Annotated in this window: 25 protein-coding genes and 1 pseudogene; 11 read left to right on the top strand and 15 right to left on the bottom strand. The window is 73.4% G+C overall.

The features are described 5' to 3' along the window. Window positions 1–20: 20 nt before the first annotated feature. Window positions 21–1169: a molybdopterin-binding protein gene (locus ACIA8L_RS13895; RefSeq protein WP_395904063.1), complete on the top strand. Its 1149-nt coding sequence runs from the start codon at window positions 21–23 to the stop codon at window positions 1167–1169. 74 nt (window positions 1170–1243) lie between these two features. On the opposite strand, the gene ACIA8L_RS13900 is transcribed toward ACIA8L_RS13895, so the two are convergent. Further along, on the bottom strand, window positions 1244–1759 hold the full coding sequence (locus ACIA8L_RS13900) for a YfbM family protein (protein ID WP_395904065.1): 516 nt from the start codon (window positions 1757–1759) through the stop codon (window positions 1244–1246). A 92-nt stretch (window positions 1760–1851) separates the two neighbouring features. Between ACIA8L_RS13900 and ACIA8L_RS13905 the strand changes: the two genes are divergently transcribed. Beyond that, window positions 1852–2433: a class I SAM-dependent methyltransferase gene (locus tag ACIA8L_RS13905; protein ID WP_395904067.1), complete on the top strand. Its 582-nt coding sequence runs from the start codon at window positions 1852–1854 to the stop codon at window positions 2431–2433. Here the strand turns inward: ACIA8L_RS13905 and ACIA8L_RS13910 are convergent. From ACIA8L_RS13910 to ACIA8L_RS13925, 4 genes and pseudogenes are all read right to left on the bottom strand, one after another. Further along, window positions 2408–3691, bottom strand: a complete 1284-nt coding sequence (locus tag ACIA8L_RS13910) for a hypothetical protein (RefSeq protein ID WP_395904069.1) — start codon at window positions 3689–3691, stop codon at window positions 2408–2410. The genes ACIA8L_RS13905 and ACIA8L_RS13910 overlap by 26 nt on opposite strands. After that, window positions 3675–4034: an RNA polymerase sigma factor gene (locus ACIA8L_RS13915; RefSeq protein WP_395904071.1), complete on the bottom strand. Its 360-nt coding sequence runs from the start codon at window positions 4032–4034 to the stop codon at window positions 3675–3677. The genes ACIA8L_RS13910 and ACIA8L_RS13915 overlap by 17 nt, the downstream gene beginning before the upstream one ends. Next, a pseudogene (locus tag ACIA8L_RS13920) lies at window positions 4030–4188 on the bottom strand (sigma factor); the annotation flags it as partial. The pseudogene ACIA8L_RS13920 and the gene ACIA8L_RS13915, both read right to left, overlap by 5 nt. A gap of 37 nt (window positions 4189–4225) precedes the next feature. Then, window positions 4226–4576 (bottom strand): MmcQ/YjbR family DNA-binding protein, encoded by a 351-nt coding sequence (locus ACIA8L_RS13925; RefSeq protein ID WP_395904073.1) that lies wholly within the window; start codon window positions 4574–4576, stop codon window positions 4226–4228. A 57-nt stretch (window positions 4577–4633) separates the two neighbouring features. Here ACIA8L_RS13925 and ACIA8L_RS13930 point away from each other — a divergent pair, with 57 nt between their 5' ends. After that, window positions 4634–5215 carry an HD domain-containing protein gene (locus ACIA8L_RS13930; RefSeq protein ID WP_395904075.1) on the top strand — a complete coding sequence of 194 codons (582 nt, stop codon included), beginning with the start codon at window positions 4634–4636 and terminating at the stop codon, window positions 5213–5215. 65 nt (window positions 5216–5280) lie between these two features. Here ACIA8L_RS13930 and ACIA8L_RS13935 read toward each other — a convergent pair whose 3' ends face one another. Further along, window positions 5281–6090, bottom strand: coding sequence for a hypothetical protein (locus ACIA8L_RS13935; protein ID WP_395904077.1), 810 nt, complete (start codon window positions 6088–6090; stop codon window positions 5281–5283). Between the two features lie 55 nt (window positions 6091–6145). Beyond that, window positions 6146–6457: a DUF4240 domain-containing protein gene (locus ACIA8L_RS13940; RefSeq protein ID WP_395904079.1), complete on the bottom strand. Its 312-nt coding sequence runs from the start codon at window positions 6455–6457 to the stop codon at window positions 6146–6148. 31 nt (window positions 6458–6488) lie between these two features. On the opposite strand from ACIA8L_RS13940, the gene ACIA8L_RS13945 reads away from it, so the two are divergent. Together ACIA8L_RS13945 and ACIA8L_RS13950 are read left to right on the top strand one after the other, a co-directional pair. Next, window positions 6489–7787 carry an enolase C-terminal domain-like protein gene (locus ACIA8L_RS13945; protein WP_395904081.1) on the top strand — a complete coding sequence of 433 codons (1299 nt, stop codon included), beginning with the start codon at window positions 6489–6491 and terminating at the stop codon, window positions 7785–7787. Next, complete coding sequence (locus ACIA8L_RS13950) at window positions 7784–8617, top strand: NAD-dependent epimerase/dehydratase family protein (protein WP_395904083.1); 834 nt, start codon at window positions 7784–7786, stop codon at window positions 8615–8617. Before ACIA8L_RS13945 ends, ACIA8L_RS13950 begins: the two co-directional genes overlap by 4 nt. 43 nt (window positions 8618–8660) lie before the next feature. Here ACIA8L_RS13950 and ACIA8L_RS13955 read toward each other — a convergent pair whose 3' ends face one another. Continuing rightward, on the bottom strand, window positions 8661–10430 hold the full coding sequence (locus tag ACIA8L_RS13955; protein WP_395904085.1) for a ricin-type beta-trefoil lectin domain protein: 1770 nt from the start codon (window positions 10428–10430) through the stop codon (window positions 8661–8663). A 201-nt stretch (window positions 10431–10631) separates the two neighbouring features. Here ACIA8L_RS13955 and ACIA8L_RS13960 point away from each other — a divergent pair, with 201 nt between their 5' ends. Next, complete coding sequence (locus tag ACIA8L_RS13960) at window positions 10632–11849, top strand: MFS transporter (protein WP_395904087.1); 1218 nt, start codon at window positions 10632–10634, stop codon at window positions 11847–11849. Here the strand turns inward: ACIA8L_RS13960 and ACIA8L_RS13965 are convergent. Further along, window positions 11839–12936, bottom strand: coding sequence for an FAD-dependent oxidoreductase (locus ACIA8L_RS13965; protein ID WP_395904089.1), 1098 nt, complete (start codon window positions 12934–12936; stop codon window positions 11839–11841). The genes ACIA8L_RS13960 and ACIA8L_RS13965 overlap by 11 nt on opposite strands. A 177-nt stretch (window positions 12937–13113) precedes the next feature. Between ACIA8L_RS13965 and ACIA8L_RS13970 the strand changes: the two genes are divergently transcribed. Then, entirely contained in the window at window positions 13114–13683 is a 570-nt protein-coding gene (locus ACIA8L_RS13970) for a TetR/AcrR family transcriptional regulator C-terminal domain-containing protein (protein WP_395904091.1), read from the top strand. On the opposite strand, the gene ACIA8L_RS13975 is transcribed toward ACIA8L_RS13970, so the two are convergent. Continuing rightward, window positions 13670–16462, bottom strand: coding sequence for a BTAD domain-containing putative transcriptional regulator (locus tag ACIA8L_RS13975; protein WP_395904093.1), 2793 nt, complete (start codon window positions 16460–16462; stop codon window positions 13670–13672). The two genes, ACIA8L_RS13970 and ACIA8L_RS13975, sit on opposite strands and share 14 nt — an antisense overlap. A gap of 55 nt (window positions 16463–16517) precedes the next feature. Further along, window positions 16518–16934, bottom strand: a complete 417-nt coding sequence (locus tag ACIA8L_RS13980) for an MmcQ/YjbR family DNA-binding protein (RefSeq protein ID WP_395904095.1) — start codon at window positions 16932–16934, stop codon at window positions 16518–16520. Between the two features lie 53 nt (window positions 16935–16987). On the opposite strand from ACIA8L_RS13980, the gene ACIA8L_RS13985 reads away from it, so the two are divergent. The 3 genes from ACIA8L_RS13985 to ACIA8L_RS13995 are packed head-to-tail and all read left to right on the top strand — an operon-like array spanning window position 16988 to window position 19545. Then, window positions 16988–17773, top strand: coding sequence for an SAM-dependent methyltransferase (locus ACIA8L_RS13985; RefSeq protein WP_395904223.1), 786 nt, complete (start codon window positions 16988–16990; stop codon window positions 17771–17773). 23 nt (window positions 17774–17796) lie between these two features. Further along, window positions 17797–18756: a DUF1152 domain-containing protein gene (locus ACIA8L_RS13990; protein ID WP_395904097.1), complete on the top strand. Its 960-nt coding sequence runs from the start codon at window positions 17797–17799 to the stop codon at window positions 18754–18756. A gap of 33 nt (window positions 18757–18789) precedes the next feature. After that, window positions 18790–19545 (top strand): esterase/lipase family protein, encoded by a 756-nt coding sequence (locus ACIA8L_RS13995; protein ID WP_395904099.1) that lies wholly within the window; start codon window positions 18790–18792, stop codon window positions 19543–19545. A gap of 105 nt (window positions 19546–19650) precedes the next feature. Here the strand turns inward: ACIA8L_RS13995 and ACIA8L_RS14000 are convergent, their stop codons facing one another. From ACIA8L_RS14000 to ACIA8L_RS14015, 4 genes are read right to left on the bottom strand one after another with little or no spacing between them, the layout of a single operon-like run. Further along, window positions 19651–20466 (bottom strand): ABC transporter permease, encoded by an 816-nt coding sequence (locus ACIA8L_RS14000; RefSeq protein ID WP_395904101.1) that lies wholly within the window; start codon window positions 20464–20466, stop codon window positions 19651–19653. Next, window positions 20463–21368: an ABC transporter ATP-binding protein gene (locus ACIA8L_RS14005; RefSeq protein ID WP_395904103.1), complete on the bottom strand. Its 906-nt coding sequence runs from the start codon at window positions 21366–21368 to the stop codon at window positions 20463–20465. Before ACIA8L_RS14005 ends, ACIA8L_RS14000 begins: the two co-directional genes overlap by 4 nt. After that, entirely contained in the window at window positions 21365–22417 is a 1053-nt protein-coding gene (locus ACIA8L_RS14010) for a hypothetical protein (RefSeq protein WP_395904105.1), read from the bottom strand. Before ACIA8L_RS14010 ends, ACIA8L_RS14005 begins: the two co-directional genes overlap by 4 nt. A 5-nt stretch (window positions 22418–22422) precedes the next feature. Further along, on the bottom strand, window positions 22423–23496 hold the full coding sequence (locus ACIA8L_RS14015) for a sensor histidine kinase (RefSeq protein WP_395904107.1): 1074 nt from the start codon (window positions 23494–23496) through the stop codon (window positions 22423–22425). Window positions 23497–23688: 192 nt separating this feature from the next. On the opposite strand from ACIA8L_RS14015, the gene ACIA8L_RS14020 reads away from it, so the two are divergent. Beyond that, window positions 23689–24114, top strand: coding sequence for a PPOX class F420-dependent oxidoreductase (locus ACIA8L_RS14020; RefSeq protein ID WP_395904109.1), 426 nt, complete (start codon window positions 23689–23691; stop codon window positions 24112–24114). Window position 24115: the final 1 nt, after the last annotated feature.

The following is a 24115-nucleotide window of genomic DNA, read 5'->3' on the forward strand; positions in this document are numbered from 1 at the left end:
CAGCGGGAAGTGGGCGAGCGGTGATCGTCAACCTGGCGTGGGCCGATGCTCATGCGGCCGGGCGAGCGGCGGCTCAGCCCCTCGCCGCCCGGCTCGTCGCGGTTGAGCGGGCGGCCGGGCTGGTCCTCGCCGCGCCCGTCGTCGCGGCCACCGGCTCGCCGGCCGTGGACATCGCGGCCATGGACGGATACGCGGTGGCCGGGCCCGGGCCGTGGCGGCTGATCGGGCGGCGGCTGGCCGGGGAGGTACCGGCCGTTGCCGGGCTCGCGGCGGGGCAGGCCATGGAGATCGCGACCGGGGCGACGGTGCCGGGTGGGGTCGATGCGGTACTGCCCTATGAGGACAGCACCCTCGACGCCGAAGTCGTCGCCGGGACCCCCGCGCGGGCGCACATCCGGCGGGCCGGGGAGAACGGCCAGGCCGGGGATCTGATTCTGGCCGCCGGGCGGGTGGTCACGCGCGTGGCCGTCGCGGCGGCGCTGCAGTTCGGGGTGGACACCGTGGCGGTGGTTCCGCGGCCGCGGGTGGCGCTCCTGGTCACCGGGGACGAGGTCGTGCTGGAAGGCCGGCCGAGCGCGGGGCAGGTCCGGGATGTCTTCACGCCGCTGGTGGGCGCGGTCGTCGAACGGGCCGGCGGGACCCTGGCCGCCGCCCGGCACGTGGCCGACGACGCCGATGCGCTGCGGGACGCGATCGTCGCCGCCGACACGGACGTCGTCGTGGTCAGTGGTTCGTCCTCGGCCGGGGCCGCCGACCACCTGCGGGACACGCTCGAGCGGCTGGGGGCGGGCTGGTTCGTCGACGGGGTCGCCTGCCGGCCCGGGCATCCGCAAGGCCTGGCCGGGCTGCCCGACGGGCGGCGGGTCGTGAGCCTGCCCGGGAATCCGTTCGCCGGGCTCGTCGCCGCGCTCACACTGCTCGAGCCGCTCGTCGCCGCCACGGCCGGACGGGCCGAACCGGCGCCGGTCACCGCGGCCGTCACCGGGCAAGCGCGGCCGCGGCCCGGGTGCACGCACATCGTGCCCGTGGCACTGCACGACGGGCGGGGCCGGATCCTGCACAATGCGCGGGCCGGCGGGCTACGGGCGGTCGCGGCGGCCGACGCCCTCGCCGTCCTCGGCGACACGTGGACCAGCGGCGACCCGGCCCGGCTGCTGGACCTGCCGTAGCGGCCGCGCTCGCCGTGCCGTAGCGGCCGATCGTGGCCTGGACGAGGGCGCGCCGGTCGGCGTCGCGCTCGCCCTCAGCTGAGCCAGACGACCAGGCCGTCACCGGCGGCCGCGGTGATGCGGAAGTACTCGACGAGGTCGTCGTAGTAGCGGCGGAGGTACTCGAAGACGGAGTCCGCGTCAGGGGTGTCGAACCCCGGGTAGAGGTCGGCGGCGGCCAGGTCGGCCACCGTCACCCCGGCGACGAGCTGGTCGTAGGGCAGCGCGGCCAGGAACTCGGCGGCGAGCTGGACCCGTTCGACGGTCAGCAGCCGGGCCGGTCCGTAGCCCCAGTCCGCCTCCGTGAACTCCTCCTCGCCGTAGACGATGCCGACCGGGCAGCCGGCCCGCTCCAGCAGGAACCGCAGCACGTCCCACAGCCGATCGGTGCGGTGCAGCCGCTCCACGGCGAGCTTGCCGTCGGGGCTGTCGGGCGCCTCGAGCTCGGCGTCCTCGAGATCGTCGGAGTACTCCATGGCCCAGTCCGGGTCCTTCCGGGCCCGCTCGATCTCCAACGGCGCGAGGCGCAGGTAGTTGCCGTTCATGCTCATGGCACTCAACGCTAACGGGTGCCGTGAGCGACGGCGGTACCGCGCCCGCGAAAGACCCCGGCCGAGTGCGCGGGCCCCGTTACGCTGCCACCGTGACGAACGAGTGGGATGCCGCGGCCGACACGTTCGACGACGAGCCGGATCATGGGCTGCGCTCGCCCGCCGTCCGGGCCGCGTGGTCGGCGCTGCTGGTGTCGGTGCTGCCGGCGGCGCCGGTGACGGTCGCCGACCTCGGCTGTGGCACTGGCAGCCTGACCGTCCTCGCGGCCGGGCTTGGCCACCGGGCTGTCGGCCTGGACTCGTCGGCGGGGATGCTCGACCGGGCCCGGCGGAAGGCCGCGGCGCACGGGGTGGTGGTGCCGCTGGTGCGGGGGGACGTCGAACGGCCACCGTTCGCGGGCGGCTCGTTCGACGTGGTGCTGGTTCGTCATGTCCTGTGGGCGGTGCGGCGGCCGGCCGCGGCCGTCGCGCGCTGGATCGACCTGCTCCGGGGCCCGCACGGCCTGCTCGTGCTCGTCGAGGGACGCTGGTCGACCGGGGCCGGGCTGAGCGCGGCCGAGTGTGCCGCGCTCGTCCCGGACGGCCGGGTGCGCCGCCTCGACGATCCCGCGCTGTGGGGCGGACCGATCGGCGACGAGCGCTACCTGGTCACGTCGCGAACCGCCACACCTTGACGCCGGTCGTCCCGATGCAGGCCAGGTGCGTGCGGCTGGTGGCACAGCCGGTGACCGTGCCGACGGTCCCCAGGGGCACCGGGTCGCCGTCGAGGGGGTTGAGGCCGAACAGGTCCGGGTCCTGGCCGCCGCCCGGCTTCGGGGTGTTGTGCGGGTCGGCGGTGAACAGCAGGGCCGACTGGCCGGTGACCCACATGACCTTCCCGGCTTGGGCGGGCGCCGGCAGGAGTTCGCGGCCCGAAGCGTCGACGATCGCGCTGTGCTCTTCGACGACGCTGACCGGGAGCCGGGCGAGGACCCGGTCGCCGACGGTCTGCACGGCGCTGACTGTGCCGTCCAGCTGCCAGACCACCTGCCGGCGGCGGGGGTCGAGGCCGATGAGCCGCCGCTCGTCGCCGTTGCCCTCGATGAAGCAGACCAGGGCCGGGCCGCACGCGACCAGGCCGGAGAGGCCGCTGCCGACCTTGGTCCGGTACGTGTCCGTGGTGCCGGTCGTATCGGTCAGGCTGGTGGCGCGGATCCGGTCGAGCGTCGTGTGGTCGATCGCGTAGAAGGTGCCGTCGACCGCGGCCGCGCTGATGATGCCCTCGGTTCCGGGTTTGTCGGCGCCCGGACGGCGGGCCTTCTCGACGCCGGTGGCCAGGTCCCGCAGGACGGCCGTGCCGTCGGCGGTGACCTGCACGAACTGGTCCGTCGCCAGCGGCACGGGGCCGAGCGCGGCGCGGTTCGGGGCGGCGGGGTTCATGCCGTTGTCGTCGCGGCTCATCACCAGCACGTAGCCCGGGTGGTAGTAGACCGCGCCGTAGTCGGCGGACGTGGCCAGTTCGATCGGGCCCCAGGCGGTGGCCCCGGTGGGCAGGTCGATCGCGGCGACCGTGGTCCGGCCCCCTTCGCCTTGCCAGCACAGGAACGCCCGGTCGCCGATGGTCGTGGCCGTGCCCGACATCGGCGGCGCCGCGGTGCCGTAGCTGATGTGGGTCGGCACGGGGGTCAGGGGCTGGAACTTCGGCGGCGGGTCACTCTCGGCCGGGGTCGGCGGCGGGGTGGCCGGGTCGGCGGGCGGGCCACCGCGGGGCAGGCCGAAGCCGAGGGCGAGCACCACGGCGGCGACGGCGGCGAACACGGTGGCGGTGGCGAGGACCGTGTTGCGGCGTCGGCGGCGGTCGGCCCGGTGGCGGACGGCGGCCGGGGGCGCGGCGGGCAGCGTGTCGGCGTCGTCGCGGAGGGCGACGAAGAGGGACTCAAACTCCGCGGACATGGGTACCCCCGGCATCGGTCGCGGTGTCCAGGGTGAGCAGCGTGGCCAGGGCCGTGCGGCCGCGGGTCAGGCGGGTCTTGACGGTGTTGAGGTTGGCGCCCGTCTCGGCGGCGATGTCGGCCAGCGAGCGGTCCAGCAGGTGGTACAGCACGACGGCCTGGCGCTGCTCGAACGGCAGCCTCCGCAGCGCGGCGACCAGCAGGACCGTCTCCTCCGACGGGGGGCGGGACGGGCGGCACGGGCGGGGCGCCGGCGGCGGCCGCCCGGCGGACCAGCAGCCGGCGCCAGCGGTCCTTGACCAGGCGGCTGATGACGAGGCGCAGCCAGGCCTCGATGTCCTCATACGCGCTGACCCGGCGCCAGTGCTGCCACGCCCGGGTGTATGCCTCCTGGACCAGGTCCTGGGCCTCACCCGCATCGCCGGTGAGCCCGAAGGCATATCGCGTCAGCCGCGGCACCGTGCCGCGGTAGAACGCGTCGAACATCTCGGCCGTCATCACACCAGGAAACACGCACCGGGTCGGCGGGAAGTTTCTACCGTCGATGCGTTTCCAGATAGGGCGTCCACACCTTCTTCGGCACGGTCATGATCCAGGCGTCGACGACCAGCTCCTCCAGCTCCTCGACGGTCAGCGCGGCCAGCCACGCGCACACCCACTGGTAGCGCAGGTCCCCGGCCGGCGGCAGGAAGAACTTGTCCGGTTCAGCGTCCACGAGCGCGGCCCGGGCCTCTTTCGGGTACCCGAAACCCATGCTTGTCTCGTCTCTGGACAGCGCGACGAACACGATCGCCCCGACCCGCCACTTGATGCGGTCGCGCACGACCACCTCATAGGCGCGGGGCAGCGTCGACGCGATCGCGCGGATGTCCTCGACCCCGACCATGCCGTTTCACCTCCCGAGGGCGATCCGCGGTGCGGTACCGACGCGGAGTCTAGCGGTGTGCAGCCGGACACTCCCGCGGTCGCCGCCGCGCTGACCGTGGCGGACCGCTACTACACCCCAGCCCTGCGCAACCATGTCCGGCGGACGTGCGAGTGGGCCGCCATGTACAGCACCGCGCACGCCATCCCGTGCGACGCCGAACTGCTGAGCGTCGCCGCGCTGCTGCACGATATCGCCCTGACCGAGCCGTTCGACAGCCACACCATGGCGTTCGAGACGGCCGGCGGCGAGCTGGCCCGCGTCTTCGCCCTGGCCGCCGGCTGGCCACGGCCCCGGGCCGCCCGCGCCGCCGAGATCATCGTGCTGCACATGCGGGCCGACGTGGCCGCGGCCGCGGACCCGGAGGCCCACGTCCTGCAGGTGGCCACGGCCTGGGAGATCACCGGGCGGCGGCCGGAGGAGTTCCCGCCGGACACGCGGGCCGCGACCCTGCGCCGCTACCCCCGGCTGGACTTCCCCACGGATTTTCTGGGGTACTTCGAGCAACAGGCGACCCGCAAGCCCGCCTGCGCCGCCGCGGCGTCGATCCGCAACGACCTCGCCACCCGCATCGCCGCCAACCCCCTGGACGCGGCCTGACCCGCCACCGCGGCGCGCGGTGACGGGCCAGCGAAACCAAAGACAATCCCGCCGAAATCCAGGAACTACGCGAACTGGGCCAGCAGGGCCGCCGGGGCCGGCTGGGTCTCGCTCTGGGCCGGCTTGGTGATGGTGACCGGCTTGCCGAAGTCGGAGAACGTCTGCGTCGTGGTGGTGGCCGGGACCTGGCCCGCGGCCGGCATCTTGATGGTCAGGCCGGTCAGGTAGCCGTCCGCGCCGACCGTCGCCTCGAACGGCACCGCCTTCGCGGCGTCGCCCATCGACTGCAGCACCTGGGTGCTGAACGCCGGCAGGTTGCGCTTGGTCGCGTCGATCGTGCCCTTGTACGCGCCCGGGCCGGTCTTCTCGACGGTCGCCAGCGTGTCGGCGAAGCCCTTGATGCCCGTCGGGTCGTCGGGGCTGCCGAGCCCGAGCTTGCTCAGCGTCGTCTTCGTGCCGTCGATGTACATCCACTTCTTCGGGTCGACGCCCGGCAGCGGCAGCGCCATCTTCAGGTAGACGTCGGTGTTCACGACGATGACCTCGGCGTTGATGGTCTGGCCGGCCGCGGTGAGGGTCATCGTGCCGCTGGTCGCCTTCTGGGCCGGGTCGGCCTTGCCGGTGAGCTTGGAGCCGCCCGCGCCGGCCGTGTCGGTCGTGGCCGTGTAGGTGATGCTGACGCCGGCGTTCTTCGTGAACGCGGCGGTCAGTTCGGCCTTCGCGTCCGCGGTCGGCGAGGGTGCCGCCGCGGTGGTGGCCGACGTCGCGGCCCCGGGCGCCGCGGTGCCCTCGTCCTTCTTGTCGCCGCAGGCCGCGGTGACGGCCAGTGCGCCGCTCAGCACGACGGCGAGAAGCGCACTTCTGCTGGACTTCATGTCGTTCCTCCCGTGAGCGACCTCGTGTCGCCCCCGGCGAGGATAGACAGTCGGGTCAATCCGGGAACATCGCGGTCAGCCGGGGCAGATCCCTCGGCTCACCGCGGGGTGGCGCGGGCGGCCGCGCGTACGGCGCCATCGCCGTGTCGAACGCGTCGACGTCGCCGGTGACCTGTCGGTATGCGGTCCGCGGGGCGTAGAGCAGGGCCTCGCAGCCGAGCCAGCCCGCGCCGTCGGCCATCCGCCGCACCACCGGCAGGTCGGCCAGGGAGTCCGCGTCGTCGACGGCGGCCGAGAACGCGGCCCGGCCCTGCAGCACGAGGCCGGCCCGGAAGTCGCGGATGTGCCACCACCGCGCGTTCTCCACGCCCGGCAGTGTACGAGCTACAGTGCCGAGCGTGACTACTCCGCACGACCCCAATGCGCTGCTGGACGCCGACGGTGGGCTGCCCGAGGCGCGGCCGCCGTGGCCGGCGCGGGACAAACTGCGCATCACCGCGGTCCGGCCCATCGTCACGGCGCCCGAGGGGCTGCCGCTGGTCGTGGTGAAGGTCGAGACGAGCGAGCCGGGGTTGTACGGGCTGGGGTGCGCCACGTTCACGCAGCGTTACGCGGCGGTGGCGGCGGCGGTCGCCGAGCACGTCGGGCCCCTCGCGGTCGGGCGGCATCCGGCCGACATCGAGGACATCACGCGGACCGTGCACTTCTCGTCGTACTGGCGCAACGGACCCGTGCTCAACAACGCTCTCTCGGGCCTGGACCAGGCGCTGTGGGACATCGCCGGCAAGCGCGCCGGGCTGCCCGTCTACGAGCTGCTGGGCGGACGGGTGCGCGGGGGCGTCGAGGTGTACACGCACGCATCAGGCAGTACCACCGAAGCAGTGTTGCTCGAAGCTGAACGGCTCATCGCGCAGGGCTATCGGTGCATCCGGCTGCAGCGGGCCGAGCCCGGCCTCGGGAGCTACGGCGCGGCCGGGACGGGCGGGCACTACCCCGGATCGCCCAACCCGGACGGCTGGGACCCGGAGCGATACCTGCGCGGCTGCCCGTCGCTGTTCGCGGCCGCGCGGGAGCGGTTCGGCTTCGAGCTCAACCTCATGCATGACGTGCACAGCCGGCTCACGCCCAAGCAGGCGATCGTGCTCGCCCGGTCACTGGAGCCCTACGGGCTGTCGTTCCTCGAGGACGTCATCCCGCCCGAGCACTACGACCGGCTCCCCGAGGTGCGGGCGGCGTCACCGGTGCCCCTCGCCGTCGGTGAGCAGCTCGGCTCGGTGCCGGACGCGGCCCGGCTCATCCGCGACGGTGGCGTCGACCTGATCCGCCTGCACACGTCCGCGATCGGCGGCCTCACCCCGACCCGGAAGCTGGCCGCCCTGGCCGAGCTCTGCGGCGTGCGCACCGCGTTCCACTCCCCCGCCGACGTCTCGCCGGTCGGGGTCGCGGCCAACCTCGCCGTCGATGTGTCGAGCCCGGCGTTCGGGTTTCAGGAGTCGCACGAGTACAACGAGGCCACCCACGAGGTCTTCCCCGGCTGCCCGGACGTCGTCAGCGGCTACATGAACCCCTCCGACCGACCGGGGCTCGGCGTCGACCTGGACGAGCGCGAGGCCGCGAAGTACCCCCCGACCAAGTTCCTCTTCGACCGCTGGGCCGCCGTGGTCCGCCGCCCCGACGGCGCGCTGGAGGCACCGTGAGAGTCCTCGTCACGGGCGCGAGCGGCAACATCGGCCGCGCCGTGTCCGCCCGGCTGGCGGTGGAAAAAGCGTCAATTGCCGCGTTGGTACTGACTGAGGCCGACGCGGCAACCGACCGGTTCACGGTCGTGGGCGATGCCGGCGACCCGGACGTCGTGCGCCGAGCGATCGGCGACGGCGTCGACGCCGTCGTCCACCTGGCGGCGATCCCCGCCCCGACGCTGGGCACCCCGATCGACGTCTTCGCCGGCAACACCCGCGCGACGTTCAACGTCCTGGAGGAGTGCGCCCGGGCCGGCGTCCGCCGCGCGGTCATCGCCAGCAGCTACTCGATCCTGGGCCTGCGCTTCGCGCCGCGGGTGCTGCACCCGGCGTACTACCCCATCGACGAGCAGACGCCGTTCCAGATCGAGGACCCGTACTCACTGTCCAAACAGGCCGACGAGGCCACCGCCGCCATGATGCACCGCCGCTACGGCATGGACATCGTCGCGCTGCGGTTCCCCTACACGGCCGGCGCCGACCAGCTCGCCCGGACCGCCGAGGCGACCCGCCGGGACCCGGCCGCAATGGCCCCCGACTCGTGGTCATACCTGCACGTGGACGACGCCGCCGAGGCGGTGTGGCGCGCGCTGACCCGCCCGCTGACCGGCTTCCACCCGCTCCTGCTGGCCGCCCCGCTCACCCTGGCCGACCAGTCCACAATGGACCTCATCCGGGCCCACCACCCGTCGTGCGAGATCCGCGCCGACATCCCCGGCCGCCAGACCCCGATCAACACCGCCGCCATCGAACGCCTGCTCGGCTTCCAGGCCCGCTGGACACTGTGACGTTCGATGGCCGCCCGGGTCGGGGGCGGCCATCCACCGGACGTCAGGTGAGCGCGAACTTCTGCGCGGCCGAGCCGTTGCAGTCCCAGATCTGCAGTCGCGTGCCGTTGCCGGTCGCCCCGTTCGGGGAGTCCAGGCAGCGGCCCGACTGCGGGTTGCGCAGCGAGCCGTCGGCCTGCTGGACCCAGGCCTGGCCGCCGACGCCGTTGCAGTCCCAGAGTTCGACCTGCGTCCCGTTCGCGGTGCCGTTGCCGATGATGTCCAGGCAGCGGTTCAGCGTGCGGAGCGAGGTGTTCGTGTTGTGGTACCACCGCTGGTCCACCGCACCGGACTGGCAGTCCCAGAGTTGTACGGCGGTGCCGTTGCTGCCGGTGTCGTCGCCGCTCACGTCGACGCACCTGCCGCCCGGGCCGTTGATGGTGCCGCCGCCGTTGACGGCGAACTTCTGGGCCGCGGAGCCGTTGCAGTCCCAGATCTGCAGTCGCGTGCCGTTGCCGGTCGCCCCGTTCGGCGAGTCGAGGCAGCGGCCGGACTGCGGGTTGCGCAGCGAGCCGTCGGCCTGCTGGATGAACTGCTGGCCGCCGACGCCGTTGCAGTCCCACAGCTCGACCTGGGTGCCGTTGGCGGTGCCGTTGCCGTTGATGTCGAGGCAGCGGCCGAGCGTCGACAGCGAGCCGTTCGCGTTGTGCGTCCAGCGCTGGTCGACGGCGCCGGACTGGCAGTCCCAGAGTTGCACCGCGGTGCCGTTGCCGCCGGTGTCGTCGCCGCTCACGTCGACGCACTTGCCGCCCGGGCCGGTTATCGTCGCGCCGCCGGCCGGTGCGCTGCCGCCGCCGGTGATGAGGAACCGGTTGTTGGCGGTGTTCCAGTGCGTGGCCAGGTATGAGCCGGCCGGCGGGCTGGTGTTGAAGTAGTCGTCCTTGTTGCAGTCCAGGCGGTTGTCCTGCGCCTGGTCACCGCAGACGATGCGCATGACGGTGCCGGGACCGTCGTTGTAACACATGATGTCGTAGTCGTCCGTGCAGTGCCCGTACGCGGTGTGGTTCGGCGAGCTGCTCATCACCGCGCCCATCGCGTGCGTGAGCTCGTGCGCCGCCGGCCCGGAGCCCCAGCACCCGGAGTCGACCCGGCTGAAGCTGGCACCGGAGTTGTTGGCGTTGTCCTGCCCCGGCCGGTCATCGAGCGTCACGTACGCGACGCCGCACAACGCCGTCGCGTCGACGTACATGAGATATTTACGATCGGCCCGGTTGTACCCCTGTGCCTTGATCGCGTTCACCGAGTTGCCGAAGTCGCTCAGCGACCCGTTGTCGATGGCCACGTCGGTGACGGAGATGTTGCAGCCACCGTCGGTCACGAACCGGATGTGCCGGGAGCCCCCGGTCTGGGCCGCGCTGGCGCTGTAGATGTCGTCCACGCCTTGGGTCCAGGTCCGGATGGAGCCGAGATATTGGGTGTACCGGTCCGCGTTGCCCGATCCATGGACGTACAGGACCTGCACGCGGTTGCCGGACTGCCCGTCGCCGTCGCAGACCACGCTCAGGGGTGCGGCCGCGAGTGCACCGAGCGGTGCGACGGACTTGGCGACATCGGTCCCGGCGAATGACGCGTCGGGCCCGTGCGTGCAGGCCCCGGGGACGTTCTTGACCTCGAACAGGCCCTTGCAGCGCCCGGTGCCGACCTTGAACCCGTCGTACACGAGTCCACGCGCGCTGTCATTGGCCGGAATCGTCGGGTCCGGCGGCCCTTGGCGCTGCTGCTGGGCCCAGGCGGGCACGGTGCCGATGCCGACGACGAGCAGGGCCCCCGCCACGATGGCGAGCACCTTCCTCCGGGGCCTGAACTGGAATCGAAACATGAGCGTCTCCCGCTGGCGGACGGGTCAGGAAGGCCCAGTGTGTCCCAGCTCAAAGCCATCGAACAATGTCCAACAGTGAATTGTTTAACTTTGTTGACTGATCGCACCGCGGTAAATGGTGGGCGCCGACCGCCCGGCGTGTGATCGGCTCAGGGCGTGACCCGGGACTTCAACCTGCTCTGGATCGGGCAGTCCACCAGCGCCGTCGGCTCGGCGATGACGTCGGTCGCGCTGCCGCTGGTGGCCATCCTGACCCTGCACGCCGGCCCCGCCCTGGTCGCCCTGCTCACCGCGGCGACCTGGCTGCCGTGGCTGCTGATCGGGCTGCCGGCCGGGGTCTGGGTCGACCGCTGGCCGCGCCGCCGCACGCTGCTGATCGCCGATCTCGCCTCGGCCGCGGTGCTCACCGTCATCCCGGTCGCGGCCTGGACCGGCGTCCTCACGATGCCCATGCTGGTCGCGGCCGCCCTGCTCGCCGGGGCCGCCGGGGTCTTCACCAGCGTGGCGTTCAACGCGTTCCTGCCGCACCTCGTCGGCGCCGCCGACCTCATGGAAGGCAACGCGAAGCTGCAGACCAGCAGCTCCATCGCCCTGGTGGCCGGCCCGGGCGTGGGCGGCCTGCTGGCCCAGGCGGCCGGCCCGGTCAGCGGCATTCTCATCGACGCCGTCACGTTCCTGGTGTCCGCGGCCTGCCTGCTGCGCCTGCGGCCGGCGCCGGAGCCGCGCCCCGTCCCCGGCGACCGGCCCGGCATGCCCGGCCAGATCGCCGCCGGGCTCCGGTTCATCTGGCAGGGCCGCCTGCTGCAGGCGATGCTGGTCGTGGCCACCGTGACCAACTTCGCGATGCTGGGCCTCACCGCCCTGCGCGTCGTGTTTCTCGTGCGGGCCGAGGGGGTCGCACCCGGTACCGCCGGCATCGTCATCGGCGTGGGCAGTGTCGGCGCCATCCTCGGTGCCACCGTCGCCACGCGCGCGTCCCGGCGCTTCGGCAGCGCCCGCACCTATCTCCTCGCGAGCATCGCGACGGCCCCGTTCGTGCTGCTGCTGCCGCTCGGCGGCCCGGGCTGGCGCCTGGCCCTGTTCGCGGCCGGCTCCTTCGTGACGCTGGCCGGGGCGACCCTCGCCGGCGTGATGACGGTGACGTTCCGCGGCACCTTCGTCCCCGCCCACCTGCTCGGCCGGGTCACCGCCGCCTCCCGGATCTTCGTCTTCGGCAGCGTCCCGCTGGGCGCGGCCACCGCCGGCTTCCTGGCCTCGACCCTCGGCCTGCGCGCGGCGATGTGGACGCTCGCCGCCGTCTACGTGGCCGCCCCGCTGCCGCTCCTCGCCACGGAGGCCCGCACGCGACGCGACTTCCCGGCCCTCACCCCGTGAAGAACCGGATGATGTCGTCGGCCGCCGTCGGGGACAGCATCATCGCTTGTACTCGGGCCGACATCGCGGCGATCGGGTGGATCCTGGCGAACATGGCCTCCTCATAGGCCCGCAGCGCCGCATCGGGATCGGCGCGGTTCGCGACGATGGCCGCGGCGAGCTCGGCGCCGTCGAGCATGGCCTGGTTCGCGCCCTCGCCGACGGGTGGCATCAGGTGCGCGGCGTCGCCGATGAGGGTGACGCCGGCCCGGTGCTCCCAGCGGGTATCGGCCGGCATCGCCTCGATCCGCCGCACGACGGGCGCTCCGGCACCGGCCTCGAGGAGCGCGGTGAGCCGCGGGTCCCAGCCGTCGAACAGCTCCAGCAGCGCCCGCCGGCTGCGGTACGCCTCGATGTCGTGACCGTCCGCCGGCAGCGACACCCCGACCCGGACCCGCCCGCCGCCCTGCCGCTGCGCGGCCAGGATCCGCCTCGAACCGAGGCACCACAGGTTGCCCGGGCCGACCAGGTCGGCCAGCTCCGGGTGGCGGCGCTCGACGTCGTCGAGGGTGTACTCGGCCAGGATGCCGACCGGGGCCAGCGCCGCCGCCGTCAGCAGCGGCCGGACCACCGACCGCGCCCCGTCCGCGCCGATGAGCACGTCGCAGCCGACGCTGTAGCCGTTCTCGAACGCCAGCCCGAACCCGCCGCCGGCCCGCGGCGTCACGGCGACGATCCGCTGCCCCCACACGACCGTGCCACCGGGCAGCGAGTCGAGCAGCAGGTCGCGCAGCACGCTGCGGTCGATCTCGGGGCGCCCGGCGAACGACCCCGGCTCCGGCCGGTGATGCAGGAGGGTCCGCCCGGCCGGGTCGAGTATCCGCAGCTCCTCACCCTCCGGCCGGGCCTCGGACCGGAACTCGGCGGTGAGCCCGGCCGCCTCCAGGGCCCGCTGCCCGGACTCCGGATGCAGGTCGATCAGGCCGCCCTGCGAGCGCGCGGACCGCCCGTCCTCCCGCTCGTAGACGACCGCGCCGATCCCGTGCCGATGCAGGACCCGGGCCAGCGTCAACCCGCCGAGGCCACCCCCGGCGATCGCGACTCGCATCTTCGCCTCCGTTACCGTACACTGTATTTTGTGGATACGCCGTACGGTAGCGCACCGCTGCCCGTCTGGGAACGCCCTGAACCGCAGTCGCGCGCGGCACCGGTACCACTGAATCGGTCGAAAATCGCGGCCACGGCCATCCGGCTGGCCGATGCCGACGGCCTGGAGGCTTTGTCGGTGCGTAAGCTCGCCAAGGAGCTGGGCATCGCCCCGATGCGCCTCTACGACTACGTCACCAACCGCTCGGAGCTGCTCGACCTGATGGTCGACGCGGTGTACGCCCAGATCGCCGAGGCCGCGCTCGGCCCTGATTGGCGCGCGACGGTACTGTCCATCGCCCACCGCACCCGCGAAGCCGCCCTGGCCCACGAATGGTTCGCCGACCTCCTCGGCGCCCGACCGCACCTGGGCCCCAACGCCCTGGCGGTCGGTGAGGCCACCGCGGCCGCCCTCAGCCGCTCCCCCGCCATCGGCGGCATCGACGAGCTCCAGCGGGCCCTGGGCGCCCTCAACGCTTTCCTGGTCGGCGCCCTCCGCCGGGAGATCACCGAACGCCGCACCGCCCGCACGACCGGCACCGACGAGTCAGCGTGGCAGGCCGCCCTGGGCCCATATCTGACCCGCATGCTCGAAACGGGCCGCTACCCGACCATGGCCCGCCTCGTGCACGAAGGCGCCCACCTCAGCGCCGAGGACACGTTCCACCACAACCTGACCACGATCCTGGACGGCCTCAACCTCCGATGAGCACGAGCTTCGCGCGTATCGCCGCGGCGTCGGGGTGGCCCAGGCTCTCCAGGATGGACAGGGCCCGGTGCCAGGCGCGCCCGGCCTCGTCCGGGTCGCCGCTCGCGTGCAGGGTTTCGCCGAGCCGGCCCAGCAGATCGGCCTCGTTGTAGCGGTCGCCTAGATCCCGCCACACCGCGAGGCCCTGTTCGTAGCAGTGCACGGCTTCGGCGTAGTCGCCGGTGTGGTGGTGGGTGTAGCCCAGGCTGTCCCAGGTGTCGGCCTCGCCCTGCCGGTTGCCGAGCTCGACGTGCATCGGCAGGGCCGCCGTGCAGCACGCGAGCGCCGGCGGATACTCGCCCCGCTCGGCGTGCAGCCAGCCGACCATGCTGAGCGCGTCGGCCTCGCCCTTGCGGGAGCCGATGGCGCGAAACAGTGCGAGGGCCCGGCCGGCGTGGTCGAACGACTCGGTGAGCCGGCCCTGGCTGTCGAGCAGGATGCCCAGGTTGTGGTGCGTCTGGGCCTGGCCGCCGGGATCGCCGGCGCGGCCGAACAGCTCCAGCGCCCGCGTCAGGTGGGTGTGCGCCTCGGCGTAGCGACCCAGCCGCGTGTGCGCGCCGGCCAGCTGGCGAAGCGTCTGGGCCTGGGCGCCGGGATCGCCGAGGCGGCCGGCCGCGGCCAGCGCGGTCTGCTGCGCCTCGGCCCAGTCGTGCCAGTGCCCGCGCAGATCGAGGAAGGCGGACAGGCAGTAGGCCAGCCGCCAGGCGTGCTCGTCGAACCCGGTGCGGGCCGCGTGGCCGATCGCGGCCAGCAGCACCGGATGCTCGGCGGCGAACCAGGACAGCGCCTGCCGATCGTCCGGGAGCCGCTGCGGGCGGCTGCCGGGCCGGGCCGGGCCGAGCGAGATCGAGAGCCGGCGAAACAGCAGTCCCGAGGCCGCGTGCGCGGTGTGCAGGTAGTGGTCGAGGAGGCGATGCTGGGCCGCGCGCCGGTCGTCGTCCGGGTCGGCGGCGTGCGCCAGCTCGGCGGCGTACTCGCGCACGAGGTCGTGCAGGCTGTACCGGTCGGCGGCGGGTTCGGCGACGAGGTTGGCCCGGCTCAGCTCGGCCAGCAGGGCCCGGGTCCGGGCCACGGGCAGCCCGGCCAGCCCGGCCGCCGCCGAGACGGCGACATCAGGGCCGGGATGCAGGCCGAGGAGCCGGAACAGCCGCTGCGCCGGGGCGGTCAGCGCGCCGTACGAACAGGCGAACACGGCGCGTATGTCGCTGCGCGGGTCGTCGGTGCTCAGCACGTCGAGCCGGTCCTCCGCGGCGCGCAATTGCCGCACGAGCGCGGCCAGCGGCAGGTGCGGCCGGGTGGCGGCCCGGGCGGCGACAATGGCCAGGGCCAGCGGCAGCCGGGCACACCGGGCGATGATCTCGTCGACGGCCCGGGGTTCGCTCGCCACCCGCTCGGCGCCGAGCCGCCGGGCCAGCAGGTCCCGGGCCTCGTCGGGCGTCAACAGGTCGAGCGCGACCGGATGCGCACCGGCGGCGGCGAGCCCGGTGAGCGGGCCCCGGCCGGTGACCAGGACCAGGGTGCCGGGCCCGCCGGGCAGCACCGGCCGGACCTGGGCCGTGTCGCGGACGTTGTCGAGCAGCACGAGCATGCGCCGGCCGCTCATCTCGCCGCGCCACTGGGCGGCCTGGGCGTCGGGGTCGGGCGCGATCCGGGATGCGGCCACCCCGACGGCGGTGAGCAGCTGCCGCAGCACCTCCGCGGACGTCATGGGCGGACTGTCCGGGTCGAAGCCGCGCAGGTTCAGGTAGAGCTGCCCGTCGGGGAACCGGTCCGCGACCCGGTGCGCCCAGTACACGGCGAGGGTGGTCTTGCCGACGCCGGCCATGCCGGAGACCGCGGAGATCACCACCGCCGTCGTGTCCATCGCGGCCAGCAGCCCGTCGAGCTCGGCGAGCACACCGCTCCGGCCGGCGAACATCGGCAGCGCGGGCGGCAGTTGCGCCGGCACCGGCGGCGGCGTCACACCGAGGGCGGGATCCCGGCGGAGGATCGCGGTCTCCAGGTCCTGTATCGCCGGCCCGGGATCGAGGCCCAGCTCGTCGGCGAGGGCCGCCCGCAGGCGCCGCCCCACGGCCAGCGCGTCGCCCGGTCGGCCGCCGCGGTAGAGCGCGAGCATGAGCAGGGCGTGGAGTCGCTCGTCGAACGGATACTCGGCGGCGAGCCGGGCCAGCTCGGGCCGGGCGTCGTCGTGCTCCCCGACCGCCAACCGGCACTCCAGCAACAGGCGGGTGGCGTGCAGCCGCAGCTGCTCCAGCCGCTCGGCCTCCTCGCTCAGCCCCGGCCGCTCGGCGACGTCGGCGAGCGGCCGGCCGCGCCACAGCGCGAGCGCGTCACGCAGATACCCCGCCCGGCGACTCGGGTCGGCCTGAGCCTCGGCCAGGGCGACCAGACGCTGCGCGGCCTCCGCGTCGGTGATCTCGCCGCCGGTGGCCTCGCCGTCCGTGGCCTCGCCGCCGGTGACCGCACCGGTGCGGACGAGCAGGTAGCCGGGGGCGCGCGCGACGATCGCGTCCCGGTGGCCCAGCACCTGGCGCAGGTACGAGACGTGGCGCTGCAACGTGTTCAGTGCCGTCGACGGCGGTTGGTCACCCCACACCGCGTCGATGAGCCGGTCCGTGCTGACGACCTCCCCGGCCCGCAGCGCGAGCACCGCGAGCACGGTCCGCCGCCGCACCCCCGGCAGCGGCGCCGGCCGCCCGTCGACCACCACGTCGATCGGACCGAGCAGCCTCACCAGCATCGAGCCGCCCCCTCCCGCCGCGAGCGACCCGAGACTATCGGCTCCCAGAGCGTCTTCAGCGGCGGCCAGGCAGCGGGAGGCGGGCGGCCAGGAACTTGGGGGCCTGTTCGCGGTAGCTGTCGGTTACCAGTTCGGCGATTTCGGTCCAGTCGGTGTGGTCGCCGAGGACGGCCGCGGCCACGTTGTGGCCCCAGGGGGCGTGGAAGTACGGGTGGCCGCCGGCGGTCAGGCCTTGCAGGTCGTCGACGGGCACTCGGAACGTCAGCACCGTGGGCGGCTCGCCGTTGACGACGTGGTCGGAGTACACCGGGAAGCGCTTCGGATCCGGCACGTAAACGTGTGCGACCGTCTTCGTCCGCACCCGCCAGCGCAGGCCGTTCCAGGCCGGCTCCTCGTAGGCCTCGGGCAGTCGTCCACAGATCGGCCGGAGTCGCTCGAGCACCTCCGGCGGGACGTCGCCAGGACCGGACATATGGCGACACTACTCCCGGGCGTACATTGAGCGGCGTGGCGGATGCGCGGGAGATGGCGGGGCGGATCGATACGTCGGTGCCGCATCCGGCTCGGCGATACAACTACTGGCTCGGCGGCAAGGACAACTTCGCGGCTGACCGGGCGTCCGGGGATGCCGTGGTGCAGCTGTTTCCGTCGATCCGGACCGCGGCCATCGAGAATCGGCACTTCCTGCGGCGGGCGGTGACGTTGCTGGCCGGGGAGCTCGGGGTGCGGCAGTTCCTCGACATCGGGACGGGGCTGCCGACCGCCGACAACACGCACGAGGTCGCGCAGCGGCTGGCGCCCGCGTCGAGTGTCGTGTATGTCGACAACGATCCGCTGGTCATGGTGCACGCGCGGGCGTTGCTGACGGCCGCGCCCGGTGCCGGGCCGACGCACTACATCGAGGCCGACGTGCGCTCGCCGGAGCGGATCCTGCGGGAGGCGGCGACGGTCCTCGACTTCAGCCGGCCGATCGGGCTGATGCTGATCGCGGTCCTGCACTTCATCGCCGACGAGGAGGACCCGCACGGCATCGTGCGGCGGCTGGTGGAGGCGCTGCCGGCCGGCAGTTACCTGGTGTTGTCGCACTTCACCGGGGAGTTCCTGACGCCCGAGGCGGTGCAGGCGTTCCGGACCGGGGCGATCCCGGTCTACCTGCGCACGCACGCCGAGATCGCCGGGTTCTTCGACGGGCTCGAGGTGCTCGAGCCGGGCATCACGTCGATCTCGCACTGGCGCTCCGGGCCGGACCCGCAGCCGCGGCCGGACGAGTCGGAGACGGCCACCGACTGCGCGGTCGCGCGCATCCGATAGCCTCGCGAATGGAGGACCGAGCCATGGCCGACTCCCTCGCGATGCCACCATTGTTCGCCGCGCTGCGGCATTCCCGCCGTGTGCTCATCGCCGGTGCCGGTGGCGGATTTGACGTCTATGCGGGCCTGCCGTTGGCGTTCGCGTTGCGGGCGCGCGGCGTGGCGGTACACCTGGGCAATCTGTCGTTCACGGCTTTGCACCGGCTCGATCTCGATGCGTGGATCGATCCGGACGTGGCCGCGGTCGGACCGGAAACGAATGGGCCCGACGACTATTTCCCGGAGCGGACGCTGGCCCGCTGGCTGGCGAAGCACGACTGGGAAACAACCGTTTACGCGCTGCCGAAGGTCGGCGTGCAGCGGCTGCGGGAGGCCTACCAGACGCTGGTGGAACGGCTCGACCTCGACGCGATCGTGCTCGTCGACGGCGGCACCGACATCCTCATGCGCGGCGATGAGGCCGGCCTCGGCACGCCCGCCGAGGACATGACCAGCCTCGCCGCCGTCAATGGCATCGACATTGCGGTGAAGCTCGTGACCTGCCTCGGTTTCGGCATCGACGCATTCCACGGGGTCGTGCACACCCAGGTCCTGGAAAACCTGGCCGCCCTGGACCGCGACGGCGGTTACCTGGGCGCATTGTCGATTCCAAGCCGAAGCCAGGAGTCCCGGTTGTACTGCGAAGCCGTCGCCGACGCCCAGAACGCCACTCCGTCCTGGCCGAGCATCGTCAACGGCCAGATAGCCGCGGCGATGCGGGGCGAGTCCGGCGACGTGCGATTCACCGACCGCACCAATGGCAGCACCCTGTTCGTGAACCCGCTCATGGCCGTGTACTTCACCGTCGACCTCGGTGCGCTCGCCGCCCGCAACCTGTATCTCGACCGGATCGAGCACACGAAGACCATGCTCCAGGTCGAGCACGAGATCGCCGCGTTCCGCACCGGGATCACCCCGCGGGTCCCCCGGCCGTTCCCGCACTGAACCGGGCCCGGCCGGGCGAGGTACACATGGTGGATGAGTCCCCGCCGCCGCCTGATGTTCGCGGTCCTGGCCGCGATCGTCGTGCTGGTCGCGGCCGGCTTCGGCGTGCGCGCGCTCCTGCGGACCGACCCGGTGCGCATCCCCGACCAGAGCGACCCGGGTGCCGTCCTGCTCGTCCCCGGCTACGGCGGCGGCACCGACAGCCTCGACAAGCTGGCCGCCGCCGTCCGGGCGACCGGCCGCACCGCCACGATCGTCGACCTGCCCGACGGCGGCACCGGCGACCTGTCCGCCCAGGCCGACACCCTGGACGCGGCCGCCACCGAGGCGCTGCGCCGAAGCCGGTCCGTCGACGTGATCGGCTACTCGGCCGGCGGTGTCGTCGCCCGGCTGTGGGTGCAGCGTCACGACGGGGCACACAAGGCGCGCCGGGTCGTCACGCTCGGCTCACCCCATCAGGGGGCCCGCCTGGCCGCCGCCGGGGCCGCAGGTCTTCCGGGCGCCTGCCCGGCCGCGTGCCAGCAGCTGGCCCCCGGCAGCACCCTCCTGGAGCAGCTGAAGTCCCCGGTCCCGACCCCGCCGCAGTGGCTCAGCATCTGGACCGAGCAGGACCAGACCGTGCAGCCCCCCGACTCCGCCCGCCTCGACGGCGCCACCGATGTCGACATCCAGCAGGCGTGCCCGGGCCGCTCGGTCAGCCACGGCGAGCTCCCCACCGACGACTACGTGACCGGCCTGGTCCTCGACGCCATCGGCCAGGCCCCGATCGGCCCCGCACCACCCTGCTGAAGCGTCAGGCCCCGGGTTACTCCGCGAATCGGCCTGAAGACACGTTGTCGACGAACGGCCCGGCTGGTGCGCGTCGAGATCGGCCGCTGACCGGGTCGGCCGGCACTATGACGTGACGTCCTTGGTGGCGAAGTTGGCCCAGGCCAGGCCCAGGAAGACGGCGACGTAGACGGCCTGGATGCCGAGGCCCCGCTCGATGTCGCGCCACAGGATCGGTTCGCGGAAGAAGTCGATCCAGGCCAGCCAGTATCGCGTCGGCAGGTAGGGGCGGATCGCGGCGGCGGCGTCCAATGCGGTGAACAGCTGGCTCGCGACCAGGGCGGCCAGTGCGCCGAGGGTGGCGCCCAGGGACGAGTCGCTCACCGTGGACAGGAACAGGGCGATCGCGCCCACGCCCAGCATCGACAGCGCGACGTACAGCATGGCGGCGCCGATGCGGAGGGTCACCTGCTGCGGGGTCAGGGCCGGGCCGGACACCGACGTGACGACCTCGGCGCCGGGCTGGGCCGGGAACAGCGTCAGGCCGACGACGTAGCCGGTCAGCACGACGGCTACGACGGCGCCCAGGACGTACACCACGATCGAGATCAGCTTGGCGACGAGCAGGCGGGTCCGGCCCACCGGGCGGGCGATGAGGTAGCGGAGCATGCCGGTGCTCGCCTCGCCGGCCACCGCGTCGCCGCCGACGATCGCCACCGCGACCGGCAGGAACAGCGGCAGGACTATGGCCAGGGCGGCGGCTGGGAAGAGCGAGCCGTTGTTCAGTACCGCGGCCAGGAATGCTGGTCCTTGACCGGCGGCCGTGCCGATCCGAGTGGTGACGAGGAGGATCGCGACCGTCAGCGGCAGGCCGCACAGCAGGGCGAGACTGACCAGCGTGCGGGGCCGACGGTACAGTTTGCGCAGCTCGACGAGGATCAACGACGCTCCATCCGGTCCGTCCCGGAGCCGGTGGCCCGCAGGACGACCTGTTCCAGAGTCTGGCGTTCGGCGGCCAGCTCGGCGACCCGCAGGCCGGCCGCCACCAGCTGGGCGTTGAGCGCGGCCGGGTCCGGGTGGGTGACGGACAGGCGGTCGCCGTCGCGGTCCACGACCCGGCCGTCCAGCAGCGCCACCACCCCGTCGGCGTCGGGGCTGCGCAGCACCACCCGGCCGGTCTCGGCGCGGAACGTCGCCAGCTCGTCCTGGGCGACGAGGCGGCCGCGGTCCATGATCCCGACCCAGGTGCACAGCTGCTCGATCTCGGCCAGGAGGTGGCTGGAGAGCAGCAGCGTGGTCCCGGCCCGGTTGACCTCCAGGAGCAGCTCGCGGATCTCGTGGATGCCCTGCGGGTCGAGGCCGTTGGTCGGCTCGTCGAGGATGAGCAGCCGCGGGGTGCGCAGCAGGGCGGCGGCCAGGCCGAGGCGCTGGCGCATGCCGAGGGAGTAGGTGCGCACCGGGCGGCCGTCGACGCCGCCGAGGCCGACGCGCTCCAGGGCCTCCTCGATCCGCGTGCGGCGGGTCGCCCGCACCGATCGTCCGGCGCCGTCGAGGAGGCGCAGGTTGGCCCGGCCGGACAGGTGCCCGTAGGCGGCGGGGCCCTCGACCAGCGCGCCGACGTCGGGCAGGATCTCGGCTAATCGGCGCGGGACGGGCCGGCCCAGGATGGTGATCTCGCCGCTGGTCGCGAAGACCAGCCCGAGCAGCATCCGGATGAGGGTGGTCTTGCCGGAGCCGTTGGGGCCGAGCAGGCCGTAGCGGGCGCCCTCGGGGACGCTCACGTCGACGCCGTCGACCGCCGTCACCCGCCCGTAGCGTTTGACCAGCCCGGTCGTCTCGATCATCGCAGCTCCCCGGCCGCGGCCGTGAGCAGCGCGGGCGTGACGAACCCGGCCACCAGGTAGGTCCGCCGCCCGGACTGGGTGACGGCCAGGTTGAGCACCGACGACCGGATCAGGTAGCCCCCCGTGATCGGCTCGCCGCCGGCGTCGCGCAGCGCGTTGAACGTGCGCTGGCCGAGGCGCCCCGGCACCGCGACGACGACGAACCGCGAGAGCCCGCGGCCGTACGCCGCGATCGCGCTCACCGGCCCCGGCACGCGCGCCCGGCCCGCCAGGGAGCCGGGCAGGTTGGCCCGGGCGACGCTGTTCAGCGACGAGGTGATCTCCGACTGGGTGCTGGAGGCGAACCCGGACGACCCGGCCGCCCGTGGCTGCAGGACGTCGTCGCCGGGAGTGTCGGTGCTGACGTCCAGGAACCGGGTCGTGAACGCGCCCGGCACGTCGACCAGCAGCGGCAGTCCGCTGCGCGGGTCGGCCCAGACGTCGATCGCCGCGATCGTGGTGTCCTGATCCTTCGGTGTCACCCGCAGGCCCGCCGCCGCCACCCCGGCCACGCGCTGCGGCGGCAGGGGCTGGACGGTCGCGTCCGGTCCGGCGTCCCGCAGGAGCCGGTGGGCGAGCTCCGGCGGCGTCAGGTCCGATGCCTGCGGCGCCCGCACGGCCGGGTCGCCGACCGTCTCGGTCCACAGATTTCGGCCGTAGTCCCAGGTGAACAGCGCGGATGAGGTCCGGAACAGATCCTTCTCGCCGACCGGGTCGAGCACCGCCACCCGCCACGCCACCGCGTCTTTGTGCCAGACCCGCATGCTAGTGGTACCCCCGAAAAGCCCGACCAGTTCGCCGAGCTGCGGAAGATCCGGCAGAACCACCGACCCTCGCGTCTCGACATAGCCCTGATATGGGCTCCGGGTCGCCGCGAGGATCTGGTCCCGGGTCACCGCATCCGCCCTGACCGGCGCGAACGCCACCACGAGCGGGATCGCGACGAGCGCGGCGACGAGCACCGCGACCACGGACCACCGCCGCCGCGCCTCCCGCCGGACAACACTCACCCCGCCTACGGTACGTCGGCCTCCGGCTCCCGCAGCGGCAACTCGGCCGCGGTCAGCCAGCCACCCTCCGGCGTCCTCCCGGCCGCGAACTCCCCGCCGAGCAGGTGCACCCGCTCACGCAGCCCGATGAGCCCGAACCCGCTGGTCTTCGCCGCGGCCGGCCGCCCGTCGTCGCTCACCTCGACCCGGATCAGCCCGTCGCCGGTCCGCACCTTCGCGTCGATCCGCCGCGCCCCGGCCGCGTGCCGGCGGGCGTTGGCGACGGACTCCCGCACCAACCGCAGCACGGTGGTGCTGACCGCGGCCGGCACCGGCTCCTCGAGCTCCACTTCCAACATCACGGGGGTACCGCCGCCCTGCGTGACACCCTTGAGGTCGGCGACGAGATCGGCGCCGGCCCGCACCCGCTGCGCCTCCCCCGAGTCCCCGCCCCGCAGCGTCGCGGCCAGGCACCGCAGCGCCGCCTGGGCCTCCGCGTCGCCGGCCGGGGTGTGCCGGGCGACGACCTCGTGCAGCTCCCGGGCCAGCCCGAGCCGCTCCCGCTCCCGCGCGGCGATGACGGCGGCCCGGGTCGCGCGGGCCCGCTCGGCGTCCCGGTTGCGCAGGAACCGTCCGGCCATCACACACACGCACAGCAACAGCGCCGCCGACAGCAGGCGATCGTGGATCGGTGCCCCGGCCGACGGCTCGACCCGCAGCCACTGCGCCGCCACGCCCCCGACGAGCAGCGACGAGACGGCCGCACTGGCCACAACCGCACTTTCCCGGCGTACCGCCACGACAATGAGCACCGCGACCGCACCGACCTCGACCGCCAGCAGGGTCCCCAACTCGGGCACGACCTGCGCCCCGGCCAGCCGCAGCACGCTGGACCACCCGACCAGCAGCACCCCGCCGACCACCCCGGCGCCGACGGGCCAGCGCGCGGCCGCGAGCGCGAGGGCACACAGCGCGATCGCTCCGGGCCAGACCCACCACTGCCCGGGCACGTCCCGCCAGCGCACCGACACGACGTCCCCGACCAGCAGCACCACCAGCCCAACGGTCACCGGCCACTGCCGCACCGCCCACGCCCGCACCGTCGCACCCCCCAGTCTCGTGGAGCCGCCGAGCATAGCCGCCACCCGCGCGGTCGCATTGTCCAGGCTTAGGATGACATCGCCGAGAACCGCCCCCCGGGCGCGAAACGAACTGGCGAGTGGCTCGAACCTTGCGGACTTTGGCCGGAGCGGACAAATCGCCCGACCGCCGCCGCCGCTACGGTGGGTGCGGTGAGCATCCTGCCGCGCGAGCTGCGCGACCTGATCGAGTCCGGCCCGCTGGTCCACCTCAGCACGATCAACGCCGACGGCAGCCCGCAGGTGACCGTCGTCTGGGTCGGCCTGGACGGCGACGAGCTCGTCAGCGGCCACATGGCCCGCTACCGGAAGCTGCGCAACATCGACCGCGACCCACGCGTCGTGCTGTCCTTCACCGCGCCCCGCGACCCGGGCGTGTTCCTCAACCACTACGCCGTCCTGCCCGCCCGGGCCGCCGTCGAGGCCAGCGACGGCGCCTGGGACCTGCTCGACCGCCTGACGAAGGTCTACATGTCCCCGCAGACCGGCTTCCCGGCGCCGAAGGGCCCCGGCTACATCGTGCGGTACACCGTGGAACGCGTCGGCGGCGTCGGCCCGTGGGTGCCGGCCGCCCATTAGG

This window comes from Dactylosporangium sp. NPDC051541 (genome assembly GCF_044454505.1).
GTDB lineage: Bacteria > Actinomycetota > Actinomycetes > Mycobacteriales > Micromonosporaceae > Dactylosporangium.